This window comes from Kitasatospora sp. NPDC056531 (genome assembly GCF_042794375.1).
Lineage (GTDB): Bacteria > Actinomycetota > Actinomycetes > Streptomycetales > Streptomycetaceae > Kitasatospora.
This window is the reverse complement of record NZ_JBHTTU010000034.1, coordinates 15136-30957: the sequence shown is the minus strand read 5'-3', so window position 1 is coordinate 30957 and position 15822 is coordinate 15136. Positions and strand designations below refer to the sequence as shown.

Annotated in this window: 13 protein-coding genes; 6 read left to right on the top strand and 7 right to left on the bottom strand. The window is 71.4% G+C overall.

The window, feature by feature from the left end; all coding sequences use genetic code 11:
• Window positions 1-5: 5 nt before the first annotated feature.
• Entirely contained in the window at window positions 6-299 is a 294-nt protein-coding gene (locus ACFQ87_RS25840) for a MoaD/ThiS family protein (protein ID WP_380613190.1), read from the bottom strand.
• A gap of 739 nt (window positions 300-1038) precedes the next feature.
• On the opposite strand from ACFQ87_RS25840, the gene ACFQ87_RS25835 reads away from it, so the two are divergent.
• The 5 genes from ACFQ87_RS25835 to ACFQ87_RS25815 all read left to right on the top strand — a co-directional run bounded on the left by ACFQ87_RS25835 (window position 1039) and on the right by ACFQ87_RS25815 (window position 6585).
• Complete coding sequence (locus ACFQ87_RS25835) at window positions 1039-1770, top strand: response regulator transcription factor (protein WP_380613189.1); 732 nt, start codon at window positions 1039-1041, stop codon at window positions 1768-1770.
• A 116-nt stretch (window positions 1771-1886) separates the two neighbouring features.
• A complete protein-coding gene (locus tag ACFQ87_RS25830) occupies window positions 1887-2945 on the top strand; it encodes a LacI family DNA-binding transcriptional regulator (RefSeq protein ID WP_380613188.1) in 1059 nt (352 codons plus the stop codon).
• A 115-nt stretch (window positions 2946-3060) separates the two neighbouring features.
• The gene (locus ACFQ87_RS25825) at window positions 3061-4245 is read left to right on the top strand and encodes a S1C family serine protease (RefSeq protein WP_380613187.1); all 1185 of its coding nucleotides are present in this window, start codon (window positions 3061-3063) and stop codon (window positions 4243-4245) included.
• Between the two features lie 88 nt (window positions 4246-4333).
• On the top strand, window positions 4334-5104 hold the full coding sequence (locus tag ACFQ87_RS25820) for a response regulator transcription factor (RefSeq protein WP_380613186.1): 771 nt from the start codon (window positions 4334-4336) through the stop codon (window positions 5102-5104).
• Window positions 5101-6585: a sensor histidine kinase gene (locus tag ACFQ87_RS25815; protein WP_380613185.1), complete on the top strand. Its 1485-nt coding sequence runs from the start codon at window positions 5101-5103 to the stop codon at window positions 6583-6585. The genes ACFQ87_RS25820 and ACFQ87_RS25815 overlap by 4 nt, the downstream gene beginning before the upstream one ends.
• 63 nt (window positions 6586-6648) lie before the next feature.
• On the opposite strand, the gene ACFQ87_RS25810 is transcribed toward ACFQ87_RS25815, so the two are convergent.
• The 6 genes from ACFQ87_RS25810 to ACFQ87_RS25785 form a co-directional block, all read right to left on the bottom strand.
• The gene (locus ACFQ87_RS25810; protein WP_380613184.1) at window positions 6649-8448 is read right to left on the bottom strand and encodes a bifunctional metallophosphatase/5'-nucleotidase; all 1800 of its coding nucleotides are present in this window, start codon (window positions 8446-8448) and stop codon (window positions 6649-6651) included.
• Window positions 8449-8655: 207 nt separating this feature from the next.
• Window positions 8656-10005 carry an ATP-binding protein gene (locus tag ACFQ87_RS25805; protein WP_380613183.1) on the bottom strand — a complete coding sequence of 450 codons (1350 nt, stop codon included), beginning with the start codon at window positions 10003-10005 and terminating at the stop codon, window positions 8656-8658.
• Between the two features lie 79 nt (window positions 10006-10084).
• Window positions 10085-11674: an SCO6880 family protein gene (locus ACFQ87_RS25800; protein WP_380613182.1), complete on the bottom strand. Its 1590-nt coding sequence runs from the start codon at window positions 11672-11674 to the stop codon at window positions 10085-10087.
• A gap of 7 nt (window positions 11675-11681) precedes the next feature.
• Window positions 11682-12968, bottom strand: a complete 1287-nt coding sequence (locus ACFQ87_RS25795) for a hypothetical protein (protein WP_380613181.1) — start codon at window positions 12966-12968, stop codon at window positions 11682-11684.
• Window positions 12958-13776 (bottom strand): hypothetical protein, encoded by an 819-nt coding sequence (locus tag ACFQ87_RS25790; RefSeq protein ID WP_380613180.1) that lies wholly within the window; start codon window positions 13774-13776, stop codon window positions 12958-12960. Before ACFQ87_RS25790 ends, ACFQ87_RS25795 begins: the two co-directional genes overlap by 11 nt.
• A gap of 168 nt (window positions 13777-13944) precedes the next feature.
• A complete protein-coding gene (locus ACFQ87_RS25785; RefSeq protein ID WP_380613179.1) occupies window positions 13945-14295 on the bottom strand; it encodes a hypothetical protein in 351 nt (116 codons plus the stop codon).
• 248 nt (window positions 14296-14543) lie between these two features.
• Here ACFQ87_RS25785 and ACFQ87_RS25780 point away from each other — a divergent pair, with 248 nt between their 5' ends.
• Window positions 14544-15674: an NlpC/P60 family protein gene (locus ACFQ87_RS25780; RefSeq protein ID WP_380613244.1), complete on the top strand. Its 1131-nt coding sequence runs from the start codon at window positions 14544-14546 to the stop codon at window positions 15672-15674.
• Window positions 15675-15822 lie beyond the last annotated feature (148 nt).

Genomic DNA, 15822 nt, shown 5'->3' with positions numbered 1-15822 from the left:
GCCGCTCAGCCTCCCGCGAACGGCGGGAGGATCTCGACCGTCCCGCCCTCGGTCAGGGCGACGGTCGCGTGGTCCCGGCCGCCCACCTGGGCGCCGTCGACCAGGTACGAGCAGTGCCCGAGCAGCTGGACGAGCTTCGGCCGGTCCGCGTGCCGCTCCCTGGCCGCCGCCAGCGCCTCCGCCAGGGTCACCGCCTCGTACGGCTCCTCGGCCAGCCCGGCCTCGGACTTCGCCGCCGCCCAGTAGCGGATCGTCCCGCGCACCCGGGCGCCGCTCGCGGGCTCGGTGGTCGCGCCCATCGGGCCACCCCTTCCGTTCGTCCTCGCCCGGCCCCGGTGACCCGGTCCGGCTCGCCACCGGGGCCGCCGCCCGACCACCCGAACGATGGACCCGCGCAGCGCCGCCGATGTGCGTCCCATGATGGCGTGTCCGCCGTCGCGACCGGCAATCGCCCTGGCCGGACCGGTGCGCGACGGCGCTCGAAGCTGTGTCCAGGCTCACCCGGCGCGCGCCCGGATTGGGCGAACCGCCGGATTCGCGCACTCCCGGCACGGGAGCGGGTCGGCTATCCTCGACCACCAAGAGGGATCCGGGCAGAGTCGCCCCCGGGTCCTTTTGTGCTTTCAGGACGCCAGTACGGACGTTCTTTCGATTCGTCGGTCCACCCCCGGCGCGTCGCAGGAACCGCCCCGCTTCTCGCGGCACAAGGACGTGCCGGGCCGGCGGGGTGTCGCCACCCGGCGCCGGGCCGCCACCCGGTACCGGACCTGACCGGAGGGTTCGCGGGATGAACAGGGCAGAAGAAGCAGTGCGCCAGGGGTTGCGGGACCCCCGGTGCGCTGTCCGCACCCCCGGCGCCCGCCCGGAACGCGTCCTCCCCCTCACCCTCGCGTCGCCCGCTGCCGCCCCTCCGGGGACGATCCCCCGGCCCCCGGCCGGGGGGACCCCCACCGCGCGACGCCCTATCGATCGTGCGCCATTCGGCTGTGGCGGCGGCCGTAACGCGACCACGACGACCCGGAAAGGGGACCACCGGGTATGAGTTCTCTCCTCCTCCTCACCAATGCGCTGCAACCGTCAGCGGAAGTGCTGCCGGCCCTCGGCTTGCTGCTGCACAACGTCCGGGTGGCTCCCGCCGAGGGGTCGGCCCTGGTGGACACCCCCAGTGCGGACGTCATCCTGGTCGACGGGCGGCGTGACCTGCCGCAGATCCGCAGCCTGTGCCAGCTGCTGCGCTCCACCGGCATCGGCTGTCCGCTGATCCTGGTGGTCACCGAGGGCGGCCTGGCCGCCGTGACCGCCGAGTGGGGCATCGACGACGTCCTGCTGGACACCGCCGGCCCGGCCGAGGTCGAGGCCCGGCTGCGGCTCGCGCTCGGCCGGCTCCAGGTCGCCGTCGACGACAGCCCGATGGAGATCCGCAACGGCGACCTCTCGGTCGACGAGGCGACCTACTCCGCCAAGCTCAAGGGCCGGGCGCTCGACCTCACCTTCAAGGAGTTCGAGCTGCTCAAGTACCTCGCCCAGCACCCCGGCCGGGTCTTCACCCGGGCGCAGCTGCTGCAGGAGGTCTGGGGCTACGACTACTTCGGCGGCACCCGGACGGTGGACGTCCACGTCCGGCGGCTGCGCGCCAAGCTCGGCGTCGAGCACGAGCAGCTGATCGGCACCGTGCGCAACGTCGGCTACCGCTTCGTCGTCCCGGAGAAGCCCGAGAAGGGCGAACGTCCCGAGCTCGCCCAACGCCCCTCCGCGCCGCTGGAGGCCTGACCCCGGCGCCGGGCGGGCCGTCCCCCGCCCGGCTCGTCCGGATTGCGCCCGGTGTGCCCAGGGGGCGGCCCCAGGTCACACTGCCGCCCCGGGGGCCACACGCGTAGACTCCCCTCGTGGCCAAGGTGACGCGCGACGATGTAGCCCGACTGGCTGGGACCTCGACCGCGGTCGTCAGCTACGTGATCAACAACGGGCCGCGCCCGGTCGCGCCCGCGACCCGGGAGAAGGTCCTCGCGGCGATCGAGCAGCTCGGCTACCGGCCGAACAGCGTCGCCCAGGCGATGGCCTCCCGCCGGACCAACCTGATCGGCATGGTCGTCCCGGACGCCCGCCAGCCCTTCTTCGCCGAGATGGCGCACGCCGTGGAACGGGCCGCCTCCGAGCGCGGCAAGCTCGTGCTGATCGGCAACTCCGACTACGTGGACGACCGCGAGGTCCACTACGTCCGCGCCTTCCTCGGCATGCGGGTCTCCGGCCTGATCCTGGTCAGCCAGGGCCCCTCGCAGCGCGCCGCCGAGGAGTTCGCCGCGATGGAGGGGGCGAAGGTGGTGCTGCTGCACCGCCGGCCCGAGGCGATCGACGACGTCGCGGTGGTCACCGACGACGTGGGCGGCGCCGAGGCCGTCGTCCGCCACCTGCTGGAGGTGCACGGGCACCCGTACGTCGCCTGCTTCGGCGGCCCGGTCGATTCCCCGGCCCCCGGCGACCCGGTCATCGACCACGTCGAGGGCTGGCAGCGCGCCATGGACGCGCACGGCATCCCCACCGAGCCGCACCTGATCGACGCGCCCTTCCACCGCTACGGCGCCTACGACGTCGCGCTCGGCCTGCTGAGCTCGCCGGACCGGCCCCGGGCGATCTTCTGCTCCACCGACGACCAGGCCATCGGCGTACTGCGGGCCGCCCGTGAGGTCGGCCTGCGCGTCCCGGAGGATCTCGCGGTCGCCGGCTTCGACGACGTGCCCGAGGCCGCGCTCGCCGACCCGCCGCTGACCACCGTCGCCTCCGACCGCGACGCGATGGCCCGGGCCGCCGTGGACCTGGTGCTGGACGACTCGCTGATGGTCCCCGGCTCGGACACCGAACGGGTCCGCAAGTTCCCGTCCCGCCTGGTCATCCGCCGTTCCTGCGGCTGCGACGGAGCGGCGCCCGGCCGGGCCTCGACGGAATAGTCGATTCCGCTCCGAAGGTGGCCTGACCAGGCTTTATGAGAACCGAACGGGCTTCTCGGACCCTTCTGAGCCGCTTCTCATCCGGTCCTCATCCGGCAGGCGGACCTTGGTCGGCATGAGCGAACAGCAGCAGCAGTACCCCGGCGAGCACCACGACCCGTACCAGCCCCGCGTGATCGAGGGCACCGTGCTCGGCGGCGGCACCGGCGGCACCGGAAGCACCGACCCCCGCGCCGGGTGCGCCTACCACGAGGACCACTCCGGCGGCAGCTTCGACGGACCGCCCCCTCCCCCGCCGATCCCGCCCGAGCCGCCCACCGTCCTCGGCCACCCCTCGGGCCCCGAGGGCCCCGAGGGCCCCGAGGGCCCCGGCCACGGCCACGGCAGTCGGGCCAGGCGCGGCCTGCTGCGCGGGCGGCTCTCCCTGGTGACCGCCGTCGCCGCGATCGCCGCCGTCATCGGCGGGGTCACCGGCGGGGTCCTCGCCGCCGACCGGCAGGCCTCCGGCAACCACGTCGGCACCATTGCCAGCCCGGTCTCCGCCCGCTCCGACGGCAGCGCCGACGTGCCGGCCATAGCCGCCGCCGTGTCGCCCAGCGTCGTCCAGATCACCGTCAGGAGCGGCAACGGCACCGCCACCGGCACCGGCGTCGTCCTGAACACCGGCGGCCAGATCCTCACCAACTTCCACGTGATCGACACCGCGGCCAGCGGCGGCCGGGTCACCGTCACCTTCAAGGACGGCTCCACCGCGCCCGCCACCGTCACCGGCACCGACAAGAGCCTCGACGCCGCCGTGATCACCGCGACCGGCGGCAAGAACCTCACCCCCGCCGTCCTCGGCGACTCCTCCGCCATGGCCGTCGGCGACGCCGTCGTGGCCATCGGCAACCCCGACGGCCTCACCGGCACCGTCACCTCCGGCATCATCAGCGCCGAGAACCGCGACGTCACCGTCCAGCTCGACGAGGGCAGCACCGGCAACAACGGCGGCTTCGGCTTCCCCAACCTGCCCGGCCTGCGCGGCAGCATCCCGCAGCAGCAGAGCGGCGGCGACACCACCACCTACAAGGCCTTCCAGACCGACGCCGCCCTCAACCCCGGCAACTCCGGCGGCCCGCTGATCAACGCCAACGGCCAGGTCATCGCCATCAACTCGGCCATGTACGCCCCCAACGGCGCCAACTCCACCGCCGGCGGCGGCAGCAGCACGGCCGGCAGCGTCGGCCTCGGCTTCGCCATCCCGATCAACGACATCAAGCAGGTCCTGCCGAAGCTCGAAGCCGGCCAGAACCTGTGAGCCACAATCCGTAAGAACCGGTAAGAGTCCGCGAGGCGGACAATTACTCCCAGCAGGCCCTCCACCCGACGAGAAAGGGCACCAGCCCATGACCCCGTCCGCCGACGACCGCACCCCCGCCGAGGCCGGCCACCCCTCCGCCCGGCTCCTCGTGGTCGACGACGAACCCGCCCTCCGGGACGCCCTGGAGAGCAGCCTCGCCTTCGAGGGCTACGAGGTCACCACTGCCACCGACGGCTACGAGGCACTGGAGTCCGTCGAACGCGACAAGCCCGACCTCGTCCTGCTGGACATCATGATGCCCCGGATGGACGGCCTCACCGCCGTCCGCCGGATGCGCTCCCGCGGCGACACCGTCCCGGTGCTGATGCTCACCGCCCGTGACGCCGTCGGCGACCGCGTCACCGGCCTCGACGTCGGCGCCGACGACTACCTCGCCAAGCCCTTCGAACTCGACGAACTGCTCGCCCGCGTCCGCGCCCTGCTGCGCCGCAACGCCCTCGCCGCCGAGGCCGCCGCCCGCGCCGCCGCCGAGGACGAGAGCGAGGTGCTCGCCTTCGCCGACCTGCGGATGAACACCGCCACCCGCGAGGTCACCCGCGCCGGCAAGCCGGTCGAACTCACCCGCACCGAGTTCATGCTGCTGGAGATGTTCCTCTCCCACCCCCGCCAGGTCCTCACCCGCGAGCAGATCCTCAAGGCGGTCTGGGGCTTCGACTTCGAGCCCTCCTCCAACTCCCTGGACGTGTACGTGATGTACCTGCGTCGCAAGACCGAGCAGGGCGGCATGCCGCGCCTCATCCAGACCGTACGAGGCGTCGGCTACGCTCTGCGCCCGGCCGCCGGCACGAGCGCGTGAGCACCGTTCCGCCTCCCCCTCTGGCGCCGCCCCGCGCGCCCGGCCGCCGCAAGCGCGTCGTCCGCTGGCTCCGCTCCCGCTCGCTGCGCGGCCGCCTCACCTTCCTGAGCGCGGCGGCGGTGGCGGTCGCGATCGCGATGTCGGCGCTGGCGTGCTGGTTCATCGTGGACAAGCAGCTGTACAGCCAGGTACGGACGGATCTGCTCAACTCCCCGCAGCCCCGTCCCACCCCGGTGCTCTACTGCGCCTCCTCCCCGGCGGCGGCGACGACACCGCAGGGGACCTCGCCGTCCGAGAGCAACGGTCCCGTGCTCAGAGACGTCCAGTTCGTTCTGGCGAACACCGGCCAGGTCTGCTTCCCCGAGCGCACGAGCCGAGCCGTCACACTCAAGTCGAGCGACACCGAGGCGTACCAGCTCAAACCCGGCCAGTCGATCATCCGTGACGGCACGTACACCAACGGCGATCCTGCCGTGGTCCGCATCTCCACCTTCCAGAACCACTCCCTCGGCCCCGCGCTGGTGATGGTCGCCACCCCCACCCAGTCCGTCGAGGACTCCCTCCAGGGCCTCGCCTTCCTCCTCGGCGCCGTCTCCCTCGGCGGCATCCTCCTCGCCGCCGTCGCCGGACGCCTGGTGGCCCATTCCTCCCTCAAGCCCGTCGACCAACTCACCGACGCCGTGGAGCACATCGCCCGCACCGAGGAGGTCGGCACCACCATCCCGGTGCACGGGGACGACGAGATCGCCCGCCTGTCCACCTCCTTCAACTCCATGAGCACCGCCCTCGCCAACTCCCGCGAGCGCCAGACCCGGCTGATCGCCGACGCGGGCCACGAGCTCCGTACGCCGCTCACCTCCCTGCGAACCAACGTCGACCTGCTGATCCGCAGCAACGACACCGGCCGCCCGCTGCCCCCGGCGACCAAGACCAAGCTGCTCGGCAACATGAAGGCGCAGATGCAGGAACTCACCGTCCTGATCGGCGACCTGCTCCAGCTGTCCCGCCCCGACACCCCGAAGGCCGGCCCCAACCTCACCGTGGTCGCGCTGCACGAGATCGCCGGGCGGGCCGTCGAGCGGGCGAAGCTGCGCGGGCCGGGGCTGGTCTTCGAGACGAGCACCGAGCCCTGGTTCGTGCACGGCGACGCGGCCGGGCTGGAGCGTGCCGTGATCAACCTGCTGGACAACGCGGTCAAGTACAGCCCGCCCGGCGGGACCATCGACGTGCGGCTGCAGCAGGGCGTGCTGACCGTCCGCGACCACGGTCCCGGCATACCGCCGGACGAGCTGCAGTACGTCTTCGACCGGTTCTGGCGCTCCCCCTCCTCGCGCCAACTGCCCGGCTCCGGCCTGGGCTTGTCGATCGTCGCGCAGAGCGTGCGGGAGGCGGGCGGCGAAGTCACCCTCGGCCCGGCCGAGGACGGCGGCCCCGGCGCGCTGGCCACCGTACGGCTGCCCGGCGGGCCGGCGCCCGAATAGCGGAAACAGGACGGGCGGGGCGCCCCGACAGCGCCCCGCCCGTCCCTCAGGATCGGCTCACGGTCAGTCGATGTCGCTGCCCGGGCCGAGGACCTTGATCCGGTCCTGCGCCGGCGGCTTCAGCGGCGAGGCCGCCGAGCTGTGGGCCGCCAGGTAGGCCGTGAAGACGTCCAGGTCGGAGACGCCGACGAGCTTGTCGGTGCCAGCCGCGAAGGCCGGGAAGCCGTCGCCGCCGCCGGCCAGGAACTCGTTGGCCGCGACCCGGTACTTGGCGGCCGGATCGACCGGAGCGCCGTTCAGCCGGATCGAGTCGACGAGGACCCGGTCCGCGCCGGTCTTGCGCATGTCCAGGGTGTAGTGCAGGTTCGAGGACACCTGGAGCACCTTCGGCGCGGCGTCGTTGAGGCCGCTGACCTGCTGCTGGAGCAGCTGGATCAGCTGGGCGCCGGTCAGCGTCTTGACCTGCATCATGTTGGTGAACGGCTGGACGGTGAACGCCTCGCCGTAGGTCACCACGCCGTCGCCCTCACTTCCCGAGGCCTTGTAGACCAGGTCGGAGCGGATGCCCCCGGGGTTCATGAAGGCGACCTGCGCCCCGCCCTTGAGGCCCGGGGCGAGCCCCTCCAGCTGCGCGTCGGCGATCACGTCGCCGAGCGGCTTCTCCAGGTCGCCGCTGCCGCGACCGTTGATGTCCGAGGAGATGTAGCCGATCGGGCGGTTGGCGATCGGGGCGGCCAGCTTCTCGTAGTGGTTGATCAGCTCCGTCATGTCCGGGGCCTTCTCGACCGTGCGGCGCACCACGTGGTTCTCGGCCTTGACCGAGGGCCGCACGATCTCGCCGGTGGTCTTGTCCAGCTTCATGTCGATCTCGGTGAACAGTCGGCCGAAGGAGGCGGCACTGGTCACCGAGCGCGGCACGCCGTTGGGGTCGGGGATGGTGCAGGCGTACGAGTTGTGGGTGTGGCCGGTGATGATGGCGCCGACCGACGGGTCGATCTTCTTGGCGATGTCGACGATCGGGCCGGAAACGCCCTGGCCGGCCGGGCCGCAGTCGTAGTTGTAGACGCTGCTGGCCGGGTAACCGCCCTCGTGGATCAGCGCGACGATCGAGTTGACGCCCTTGGACTTCAGCTCCGCGGCGTACTTGTTGATCGTGGTGACCTCGTTGGCGAACTTCAGACCCTTGACGCCCTCGGCGGTCACGATGTTCGGCGTGCCCTCCAGGGTGACGCCGATGAAGCCGATCTTCACGCCCTGCGACTTGGTCACCCAGTACGGGGGCAGCAGCGGCTTGCCGGTCTGCTCGTCGGTGACGTTGGCCGACAGGTAGTTGAAGTTGGCGCCCTTGAAGGTGCGGCCGGGCTCGTAGCAGCCGTCGGTCGGGTGGCAGCCGCCCTCCTGCTTGCGCAGCAGCTCCGCGGCGCCCTGGTCGAACTCGTGGTTGCCCACGGAGGTGACGTCCAGGCCGAGCTTGTCCATCGCCTCGATGGTCGGCTCGTCGTGGAACAGCGCCGAGGTGAGCGGGCTGGCCCCGACGATGTCGCCGGCCGCGACGGTGATCGAGTCGTCGGCCGGGATCCGGGCCTGGCGCAGCTCGGTGGCCAGGTACTCGATGCCGCCGGCCGGGGTCGAGACGACCTGACCGGTGGCCGGGTCGACCTCCTTGACCGTGCCGGAGGAGCCGGCCGGGGGCTCCAGGTTGCCGTGGAAGTCGTTGATCGCCAGCAGCTGGAGGTTGACGGTCTTGTGACGCTTGGCGTTGGCGTCGGCGGCCTGGGCGGCCGTCGGCACGGCCACCGTGCCGAACAGACCTGCGGCGGCGACTACGGCGAGCGCCGTCCGTCGTGATCTGACGGTGAGCATGAGGGGTCCCCTGCACCTTGGAGGAGCGCCGGCGGCGGACAGCACCGGCGTTCGGGCATGTGTTGTGCGTGTGCAGCCTAGAGTCAACGCGCGTAGCTGTCAGGACGTCGGACGTAACAAGACGATTACCAGCTGACGAACCGTCGCCGACCGAGTGGCGCGCGGACCCCGGAGGAACCACCCCCGGCACCCCGGTCGGGGCGCCGCTCACACCCCCGGCTCGGCCGCCAACTGCCGCTCGGCCCGCACCCGTTCGGCCACCGCGTCCTCGGTCATCGCGCGGTCGGTGTACACCAGCGGCCGCTCGGTCTCGGTGATGATGTGCTTGACCACCTGGACGTTGCCGTTGACGTCCCAGACCGCGATGCCGGGCGAGAGGGTCGGGATGATCTCCACCGCCCAGCGCGGCAGACCCAGCACCCGGCCGGTGGCCCGCGCCTCCTCGGCCTTCTGCATGTAGATCGTCCGGGTGGAGGCCATCTTCAGGATCGCCGAGGCCTCCTTGGCCGCGGCGCCGTCCACCACGTCCGACAGGTGGTGGACCACCGCGACGAAGGAGAGGCCGAGCCGACGGCCGAACTTCAGCAGCCGCTGGAACAGCTGTGCCACGAACGGGCTGTTGATGATGTGCCAGGCCTCCTCGACCAGGAAGATACGCTTCTTCCGGTCCGGCCGGATCCACGTGTGCTCCAGCCACACCCCGACGATCGCCATCAGGATCGGCATCGCGATCGAGTTGCGGTCGATGTGCGAGAGGTCGAAGACGATCAGCGGCGCGTCCAGGTCGATGCCCTCGGTGGTCGACCCGTCGAACATGCCGCGCAGGTCACCGTCGACCAGCCGGTCCAGCACCAGCGCCACGTCCAGACCCCAGGACTGCACCTCGTCCACCGCCACGCCCAGCGACTCCACCGAGGACAGGTCGGGGTTGCGCAGGGTGTCGATGATGTCGTCCAGCACCGGCTGACGACCCTTCACCGAGGCCACCACATGGGCGTGCGCGGCCTTCAGCGCGAACCCGGCACGCTCCTCCAGACCGCGCCCCATCGCCACCTCGATGATGGTGCGCAGCAACGACAGCTGGCCGGTCTGGGTGATCGCCGGGTCCAGCGGATTGAGCTTCACCCCGCCGTCCCGGGCCGCCATCGGGTCCAGCCGGATCGACTTTATGCCCAGCGCCTCGGCGATCAGGTTCCACTCGCCGACGCCGTCCTCACCCTGCGCGTCGAGCACCACGACCTGGCGGTCGCGGAACCTCAACTGCCGCAGCACGTACGTCTTCTCCAGCGCCGACTTGCCGTTGCCGGACTCACCCAGCACCAGCCAGTGCGGGGCCGGCAGCTGTTGCCCGTACAGCTGGAAGGGGTCGTACACGTACCCCTTGCCGCTGTACACCTCACGCCCGATGATCACGCCCGAGTCGCCCAACCCCGGTGCGGCGGTGGGCAGGTAGACGGCCTGCGCCTGGCCGGTGGAGGTGCGCACCGGCAGCCGGGTGGTCTCCACCTTGCCGAACATCAGGCTGGTGAACGCGTCGGTGAGGTTGCCGAGCGCCATGGGCGGCCTCCTGGTGCCAGCGGTAGGGGTGGACGAGCGCAGTGGGTGGAGAAGCGCAGTGGGTGGACGTGGGTGACGGTCAGCGGCGGATGCCGGTGGCGAACGGCAGGGTGTTGACGAAGGCCCGGTGGTGCTCGCGGTCGCACCACTCCAGCTTGAGGTAGCTCTTGCCGGCCGAGGCCCGGATGGTCCGCTTGTCGCGGGCCAGCGCCTCGGGGTTGCGCGAGGAGACCGTGATGTAGCCGACCAGGTTCACCCCGGCCGCTCCGGAGGCCAGGTCGTCACCGCGCTGGTCCACCCGGCCGGTGTGGGCCAGGTCGCGCGGGTCGACCGTGCGGTTCATCTTGGCCGCGCGGCTGGCCTCCGCCTCGTCGTTGGTCTTCTCGGTCAGCATCCGCTCGATCGCGACGTCGGTGGGTTCCAGGTCCATCGTCACCGCGACCGTGCGGATCACGTCCGGGGTGTGCACCAGCAGCGGCGCCAGGAAGTTGACGCCCACCGGGGTGAGCGGCCACTCCTTGATCCACGCGGTGGCGTGGCACCACGGCTCCCGGGTCGCCGACTCGCGGGTCTTCGCACTCAGGTACTGCGGGTGGGTCGCGTCCAGCTCGGCCGGCCAGGCGTTGCGCCGGGACATCGCCTGGATGTGGTCGATCGGGTGGTCCGGGTCGTACATCGAGTGCAGCAGCGAGGAGAGCCGGGCCTGCCCCAGCGGCTGGCGCACCCGGATGTCCGCCTCGGCCAGCCGGGCGCAGATGTCGGTCAGCTCGCGGGCCATCACCGCCGCCAGCCCGTCGTCGTCCCGGGACGGGCCGCCGGCGGCACGCTTCTCATAGGCACTGTGCCCCATCGCGTGCGCCTCGGCGGCCAAGTCGCGGGTGTAGTGCATGCAGGCCACCAGGTACGCCCGGTGCTGCTCCGAGGAGGTCGACACCATCGACTGCAGCTGGTCGTACGACTCCTTCAGCCAGCGCGGGGCGTCGTGGTCGCCGCGCCGCTCCACGTCCTTGGCGTGCGCGTCCGGGTCGGCCGGCAGGGTACGGGCCAGGATCTGCAGCCGGGTCACGAAGCCGTCCCCGTTGGCGACGTGCTTCAGCAGCGTGCCGAAGCGGTCGACCAGCGCCTCCTGGTCCTCCGAGTCGCGCAGTCCCACGCCCGGACCCTCGATCTCGATCGCGGCCGTCACCGTCCGCCGCTCCAGGTGCATCAGCACCCCGACCTCGTCCGGCCCGAACGGCGCGGTAAGCCAGCGCAGCCGCCCCACCCCGGGCGGCGGGCCGATCTCCACCTCGCGGCCGTCCATCCGGGTGCCCGCGTCCATCGCGTCCGACCGCCACAGCCCGCGCCCGCTGCGGACCGTCCGACGGTAGGTGCGGTTGATCTCCACCCACTTGTAGAAGGTCCGCTTGCGGTACGGCACGTAGACCGCCGCGATGGCCAGCAGGGGCAGGCCGAGCAGACCGCCGATCCGCAGCGGCAGGATCGGCATCAGCAGGCCCCAGAGCATCCCGAGGAACGCCCCGAAGATGATCAGCAGGATCTCCCCGGACTCCCGGTTACGGCCGATCACCGCATTCGGGCGGGCCTTGCCGATCAGGTAGGTGCGGCGCTGGTGCACGTACGGCTGGGCGTACTGGGCGCCGTACTGGCCGAGCGGTTCGCTGCTCACTTACCCGTCACCCTCCCTTCGCTGGATTGCTGTCGCGGATCGGAACCGGGGCCTGCGGCGGCCCGGCCTGCGGCGGTGGGGCCGGCGTCCGACCGGCGTGCGCGGCGATGCCGGGCGCGACCGAACCGCCGCCCGCACCCCCACCACCCGAGCCGGCCGTCTGCGGACCGCGGTCACCGTGGGTGGTGATGCCCTGCTTCATCAGGTTCGCGGTGCCGTTGATCATCGCCGAGCCGGCCTGCACCGCGCTGGCCCGGGCCCGACGCATGTTCAGCATCTCGTCACCGAAGGACGGGACGAAGCGGTACACCGCGGCGCTCGCGAAGATCGACAGGAACAGGATCGCCAGCCCGGACAGCACCCGGGAGAAGTCGTCGTTGGCCCCGGCGCCGGTCGCCACCGCGCCCGCCAGGCCCAGGATGATCACGATGATCGGCTTCGCCAGGTCCACCGCCAGCATCATCCCCGCCCAGCGGCGCACGTGCTTCCACAGCTGCCGGTCCACCAGCCCCGCGTACACCGCCGTCCCCAGCAGCGCGCCCACGTACAGCATCGCCGCCCGGATCACCAGCTCGATCCAGAGCACCGCCGCCGCCAGCACCGCGACCAGCGACACTATGACCAGGATCAGCGGGCCGCCGCCGACGTCCCCCTTCTCCAGGGTGTCGGCGAACCCTCCCAGGTACGTCCCGGTGTCCGACTTCGTCCCGACCGCGATCGCCTTGGTCAGCCCGTCCGTCACGCTCACCACGGTGAACAGGATCAGCGGCGTGAACGCGGAGGCCACCACGGTCAGCCACAGGAAGCCGATCGCCTCCGAGATCGCCGTCGTCAGCGGCGCCCCCCGCACCGCCCGCTTGGTCACCGCCAGCAGCCACAGCACCAGCGTGATCACCGTCGACACCGCGAACACCACGGCGTACTGCTGCAGGAACGACGCATTGGTGAAGTCCACCTGCGTCGTCCCGTCGATCGCCCCCGACAGCTTCCGCACCACCCAGGCCGCCGCCTGGGCACAGCCCTTGGCGAGCGAGCCGAGCGGATCGGTCACGTTGTTGACGGTGCCGCTCCCGGGCAGCGAGCCGCCACCGCTGGGCGGGGCGCAGTAGACGTCATTCCCGGGGAGCGGGACTCCGGGGCAACTCGTGTTGGTGGCCCCGGAGCTGGGGGTGGGAGAGGGCTCGGCCATCGCCCGGGTGGCCGTCAACACTACCGAGAGGGCGCCAAACAGCGCCAAACCCGTCACACGGCCGACGGCCCGCCTGACAAAACCCGAGTTGCCGTCAGCGGGCATAGCGGAAGCCTCCGAACTGCTCGACGGCACCAGTGATCTCCTCCGCGGTCGCGGCTTGCTGGTCCGGTGGGACAGGTGCCGGGCCCGCCACGCGGCTGAAGTCGGTGAGCTTCCAGTCGGTCCCGGTCCACCGCAGGCTGAGGCTGAGCGTGAACCACTCCTCGGAGACGGGCTTGGTCGACTGCTGACCGGCCAGTCCGAACAGGCCGTTGCACCAGACGTCGACCTTGACGCTCTCCGCGGTGTAGCCGTTGCTCCTGGCCCCGACCGGGATCGTCCGGCTGACGAAGGTCAGGCCCTTGGGTGGCTTCCCCTGCGCGTCCACGCCGAACCGGGCCGCCGTCTCCGGCGAGAATCCCTGGTCCAGCCGGCTCTGCAGCGCGCCCACCGCCCCCGGGTCGGCGATGGTGGCGATGATGCCGTGGCGGCTGTCGGCGCGGAACATGTCCACGGAGCCGACCGCCACCGCGTAGTTGGTGGCGGCGGACTGGGCGCCCTGTTCGGTGTGCGGGAAGCCGGAGGCGATGCCGTTGACGGTGGTGCCGACGGGCTGGTCGCCGCTGGGGGGCGGACCGGCGCCGGCGGGGGCGCTGGGGGTGGCGCGGTCGGCGGAGCCGCCGCTGCTGCTGCCGGGGTCGGGCTTGCCGCGGTTGGCGATGGAGATGGCCACGACGAGCAGGGTGACGACCACGAGGACGGTCAGCAGGGCTCGCAGCGGGCGTGACTGACCGAGGGTCGGCGGGGAGGAGGGCTGTTCGCCGACCGGCAGCCGCGTACGGGTGTGCGGCTGGTCGTCGGACAACGGCACGGCGGCCCTCCTGGTGCGGGGAGCCGGGGGCGGCTCCGGGGGCCCTCCGTCCGGGGGCGGGCGCGGACGGGGGGTGGGAACGGGGGTGGACTCCTGGGCGGGTCGGCCACTGGGGAGGTACGGGCGGGAACCTGTCCTCAGGTGGGCCGGCTCACTGCCGTCTGATCGTCAGATCGCCATGCCGTAGACAATGGTGAACAGAGTGCCGAGTGATCCAATGATGAACACGCCGGTCAGCCCGGCAATGATCAGCCCCTTGCCCTGTTCGGCGCCGAAGCTGTCACGCATCGCCGTCGCACCGATCCGCTGTTTGGCGGCACCCCAGACCGCGATGCCGAGGCAGGCGAGGATGGCGACGGCCATGATGACCTCGACCATCACCCGGGCCTCCGACCCGAGGCTCGCGAACGGCCCCCAGTCCGGGGCGATTCCGCCGATGATGGTGTCGATACTCGGCTTCTTGGGTGGGTCCTCGGCCAGGTGGCCGACCGCATAGGTGTGCACGCTGCTCAGGTTCATTTCCATCTCACCGCCCGATCAGGCAAATTCAAGGGCCCTGACCCCGCCCGCGCGAAGGGTCGGTGCCTATTCTTGGCCAGATCTGATGTCGACTTGGCTACTTCTCGCGGATTGGTCGTGAGGCACCGGACACGTACGCGAGGATGTCCACCGTACGAAGGATAGCGCTCACTCTTTGTATCTCTGATGATTGCGGTGAGCAACGCCTTCCGGGACACTTCGACTGACGATTCGTCGGGATGGTGCTGATGGTACTCCGGAAGGCCGGTACGGCCGCCGTCGCTGCGGGAGTTGTCGCGTTCGGGTTCATCGGTCTGGTGACGATGGGGACCTATGCGGCGAGTGGGACGCCGCAGCAGTCGGCGAATCGTTCCGCCCTCTCTCCGGGAACCGTTCCGACCGCCTACCAGGACGCGATCCAGAAGTGGGGATCACTCTGCCCGGAGATCTCCCCGCCGATGCTCGCGGCGCAGCTGTACCAGGAAAGCGGTTTCGATCCCAAGGCCCAATCCGGCGTCGGGGCGCAGGGAATGGCGCAGTTCATGCCGGACACCTGGCCGGTGTACGCGACGGACGGTGACGGGGACGGTAAGAAAGACGTCTGGAACCCGTACGACGCGATCGCCACGGCGGCGGTCTACGACTGCGCGCTCGCCAAGGACGTCGCCGGTGTGCCGGGCGACCCGCAGGCCAACATGCTGGCCGCCTACAACGCCGGCCCGTACGCGGTGACGAAGAACAGGGGCATTCCTCCGTACAAGGAGACCCAGGGCTACGTGCGGAACATCCAGGCGATGGCCCGCAGTTTCGCCGCGCCGACCGCGCCGGTGGAGGTGTCCGCCCAGTCGGCCGCCGCGATCTACTTCGCACAGACCAAGCTCGGCACGCCGTACCTGTGGGGCGGTGAGGGCCTGGCCTCGCAGAACGGTCAGTTCGACTGCTCCGGGCTCACCCGGGCCGCGTTCGAAACCGTGGGGATCGAGCTGCCCCGGGTGGCCAACGACCAGTGGTACGCCGGTCCGCACCCGTCGCGCGATCAGCTACGCCCGGGGGACCTCGTGTTCTTCGCGACGGACCTGAGCGATCCACGCACCATCCACCACGTCGGGATCTACGTCGGCGGCGGCTACATGCTCAACGCGCCGCACACCGGGGCGGTGATCCGCTACGACAAGATCGACACCAGGGAGTACATCGGAGCGACCCGGGTCACCTCGGACGGCGCCCAGGCGCTGCCGACCCGCGGCGGCGGCGGCAACGGCGCGGTCAACGCCCCGAGCCGCCCCGGCACGACGGCCCCGTCCGCACCCGTCGCCGCCCCGGCGGTCGCCGCCCCGCCCGCGCCGGCCGGGCCGGGCCGACCCGTCGGGGGTGGGTGAGCCGGCCGTCGATCTGTGTGTGCCCTGTGGACGCTGAGTCAAGTTTCCATAACCGCGCGTTTCCGTGGAACGCTGTGCCCCGGCGATGACGTTGGGTCCGGTGGCCCCTCGTCAGCTTTCCGCGCCGGGCGGGCCCCGGCCGGAACGA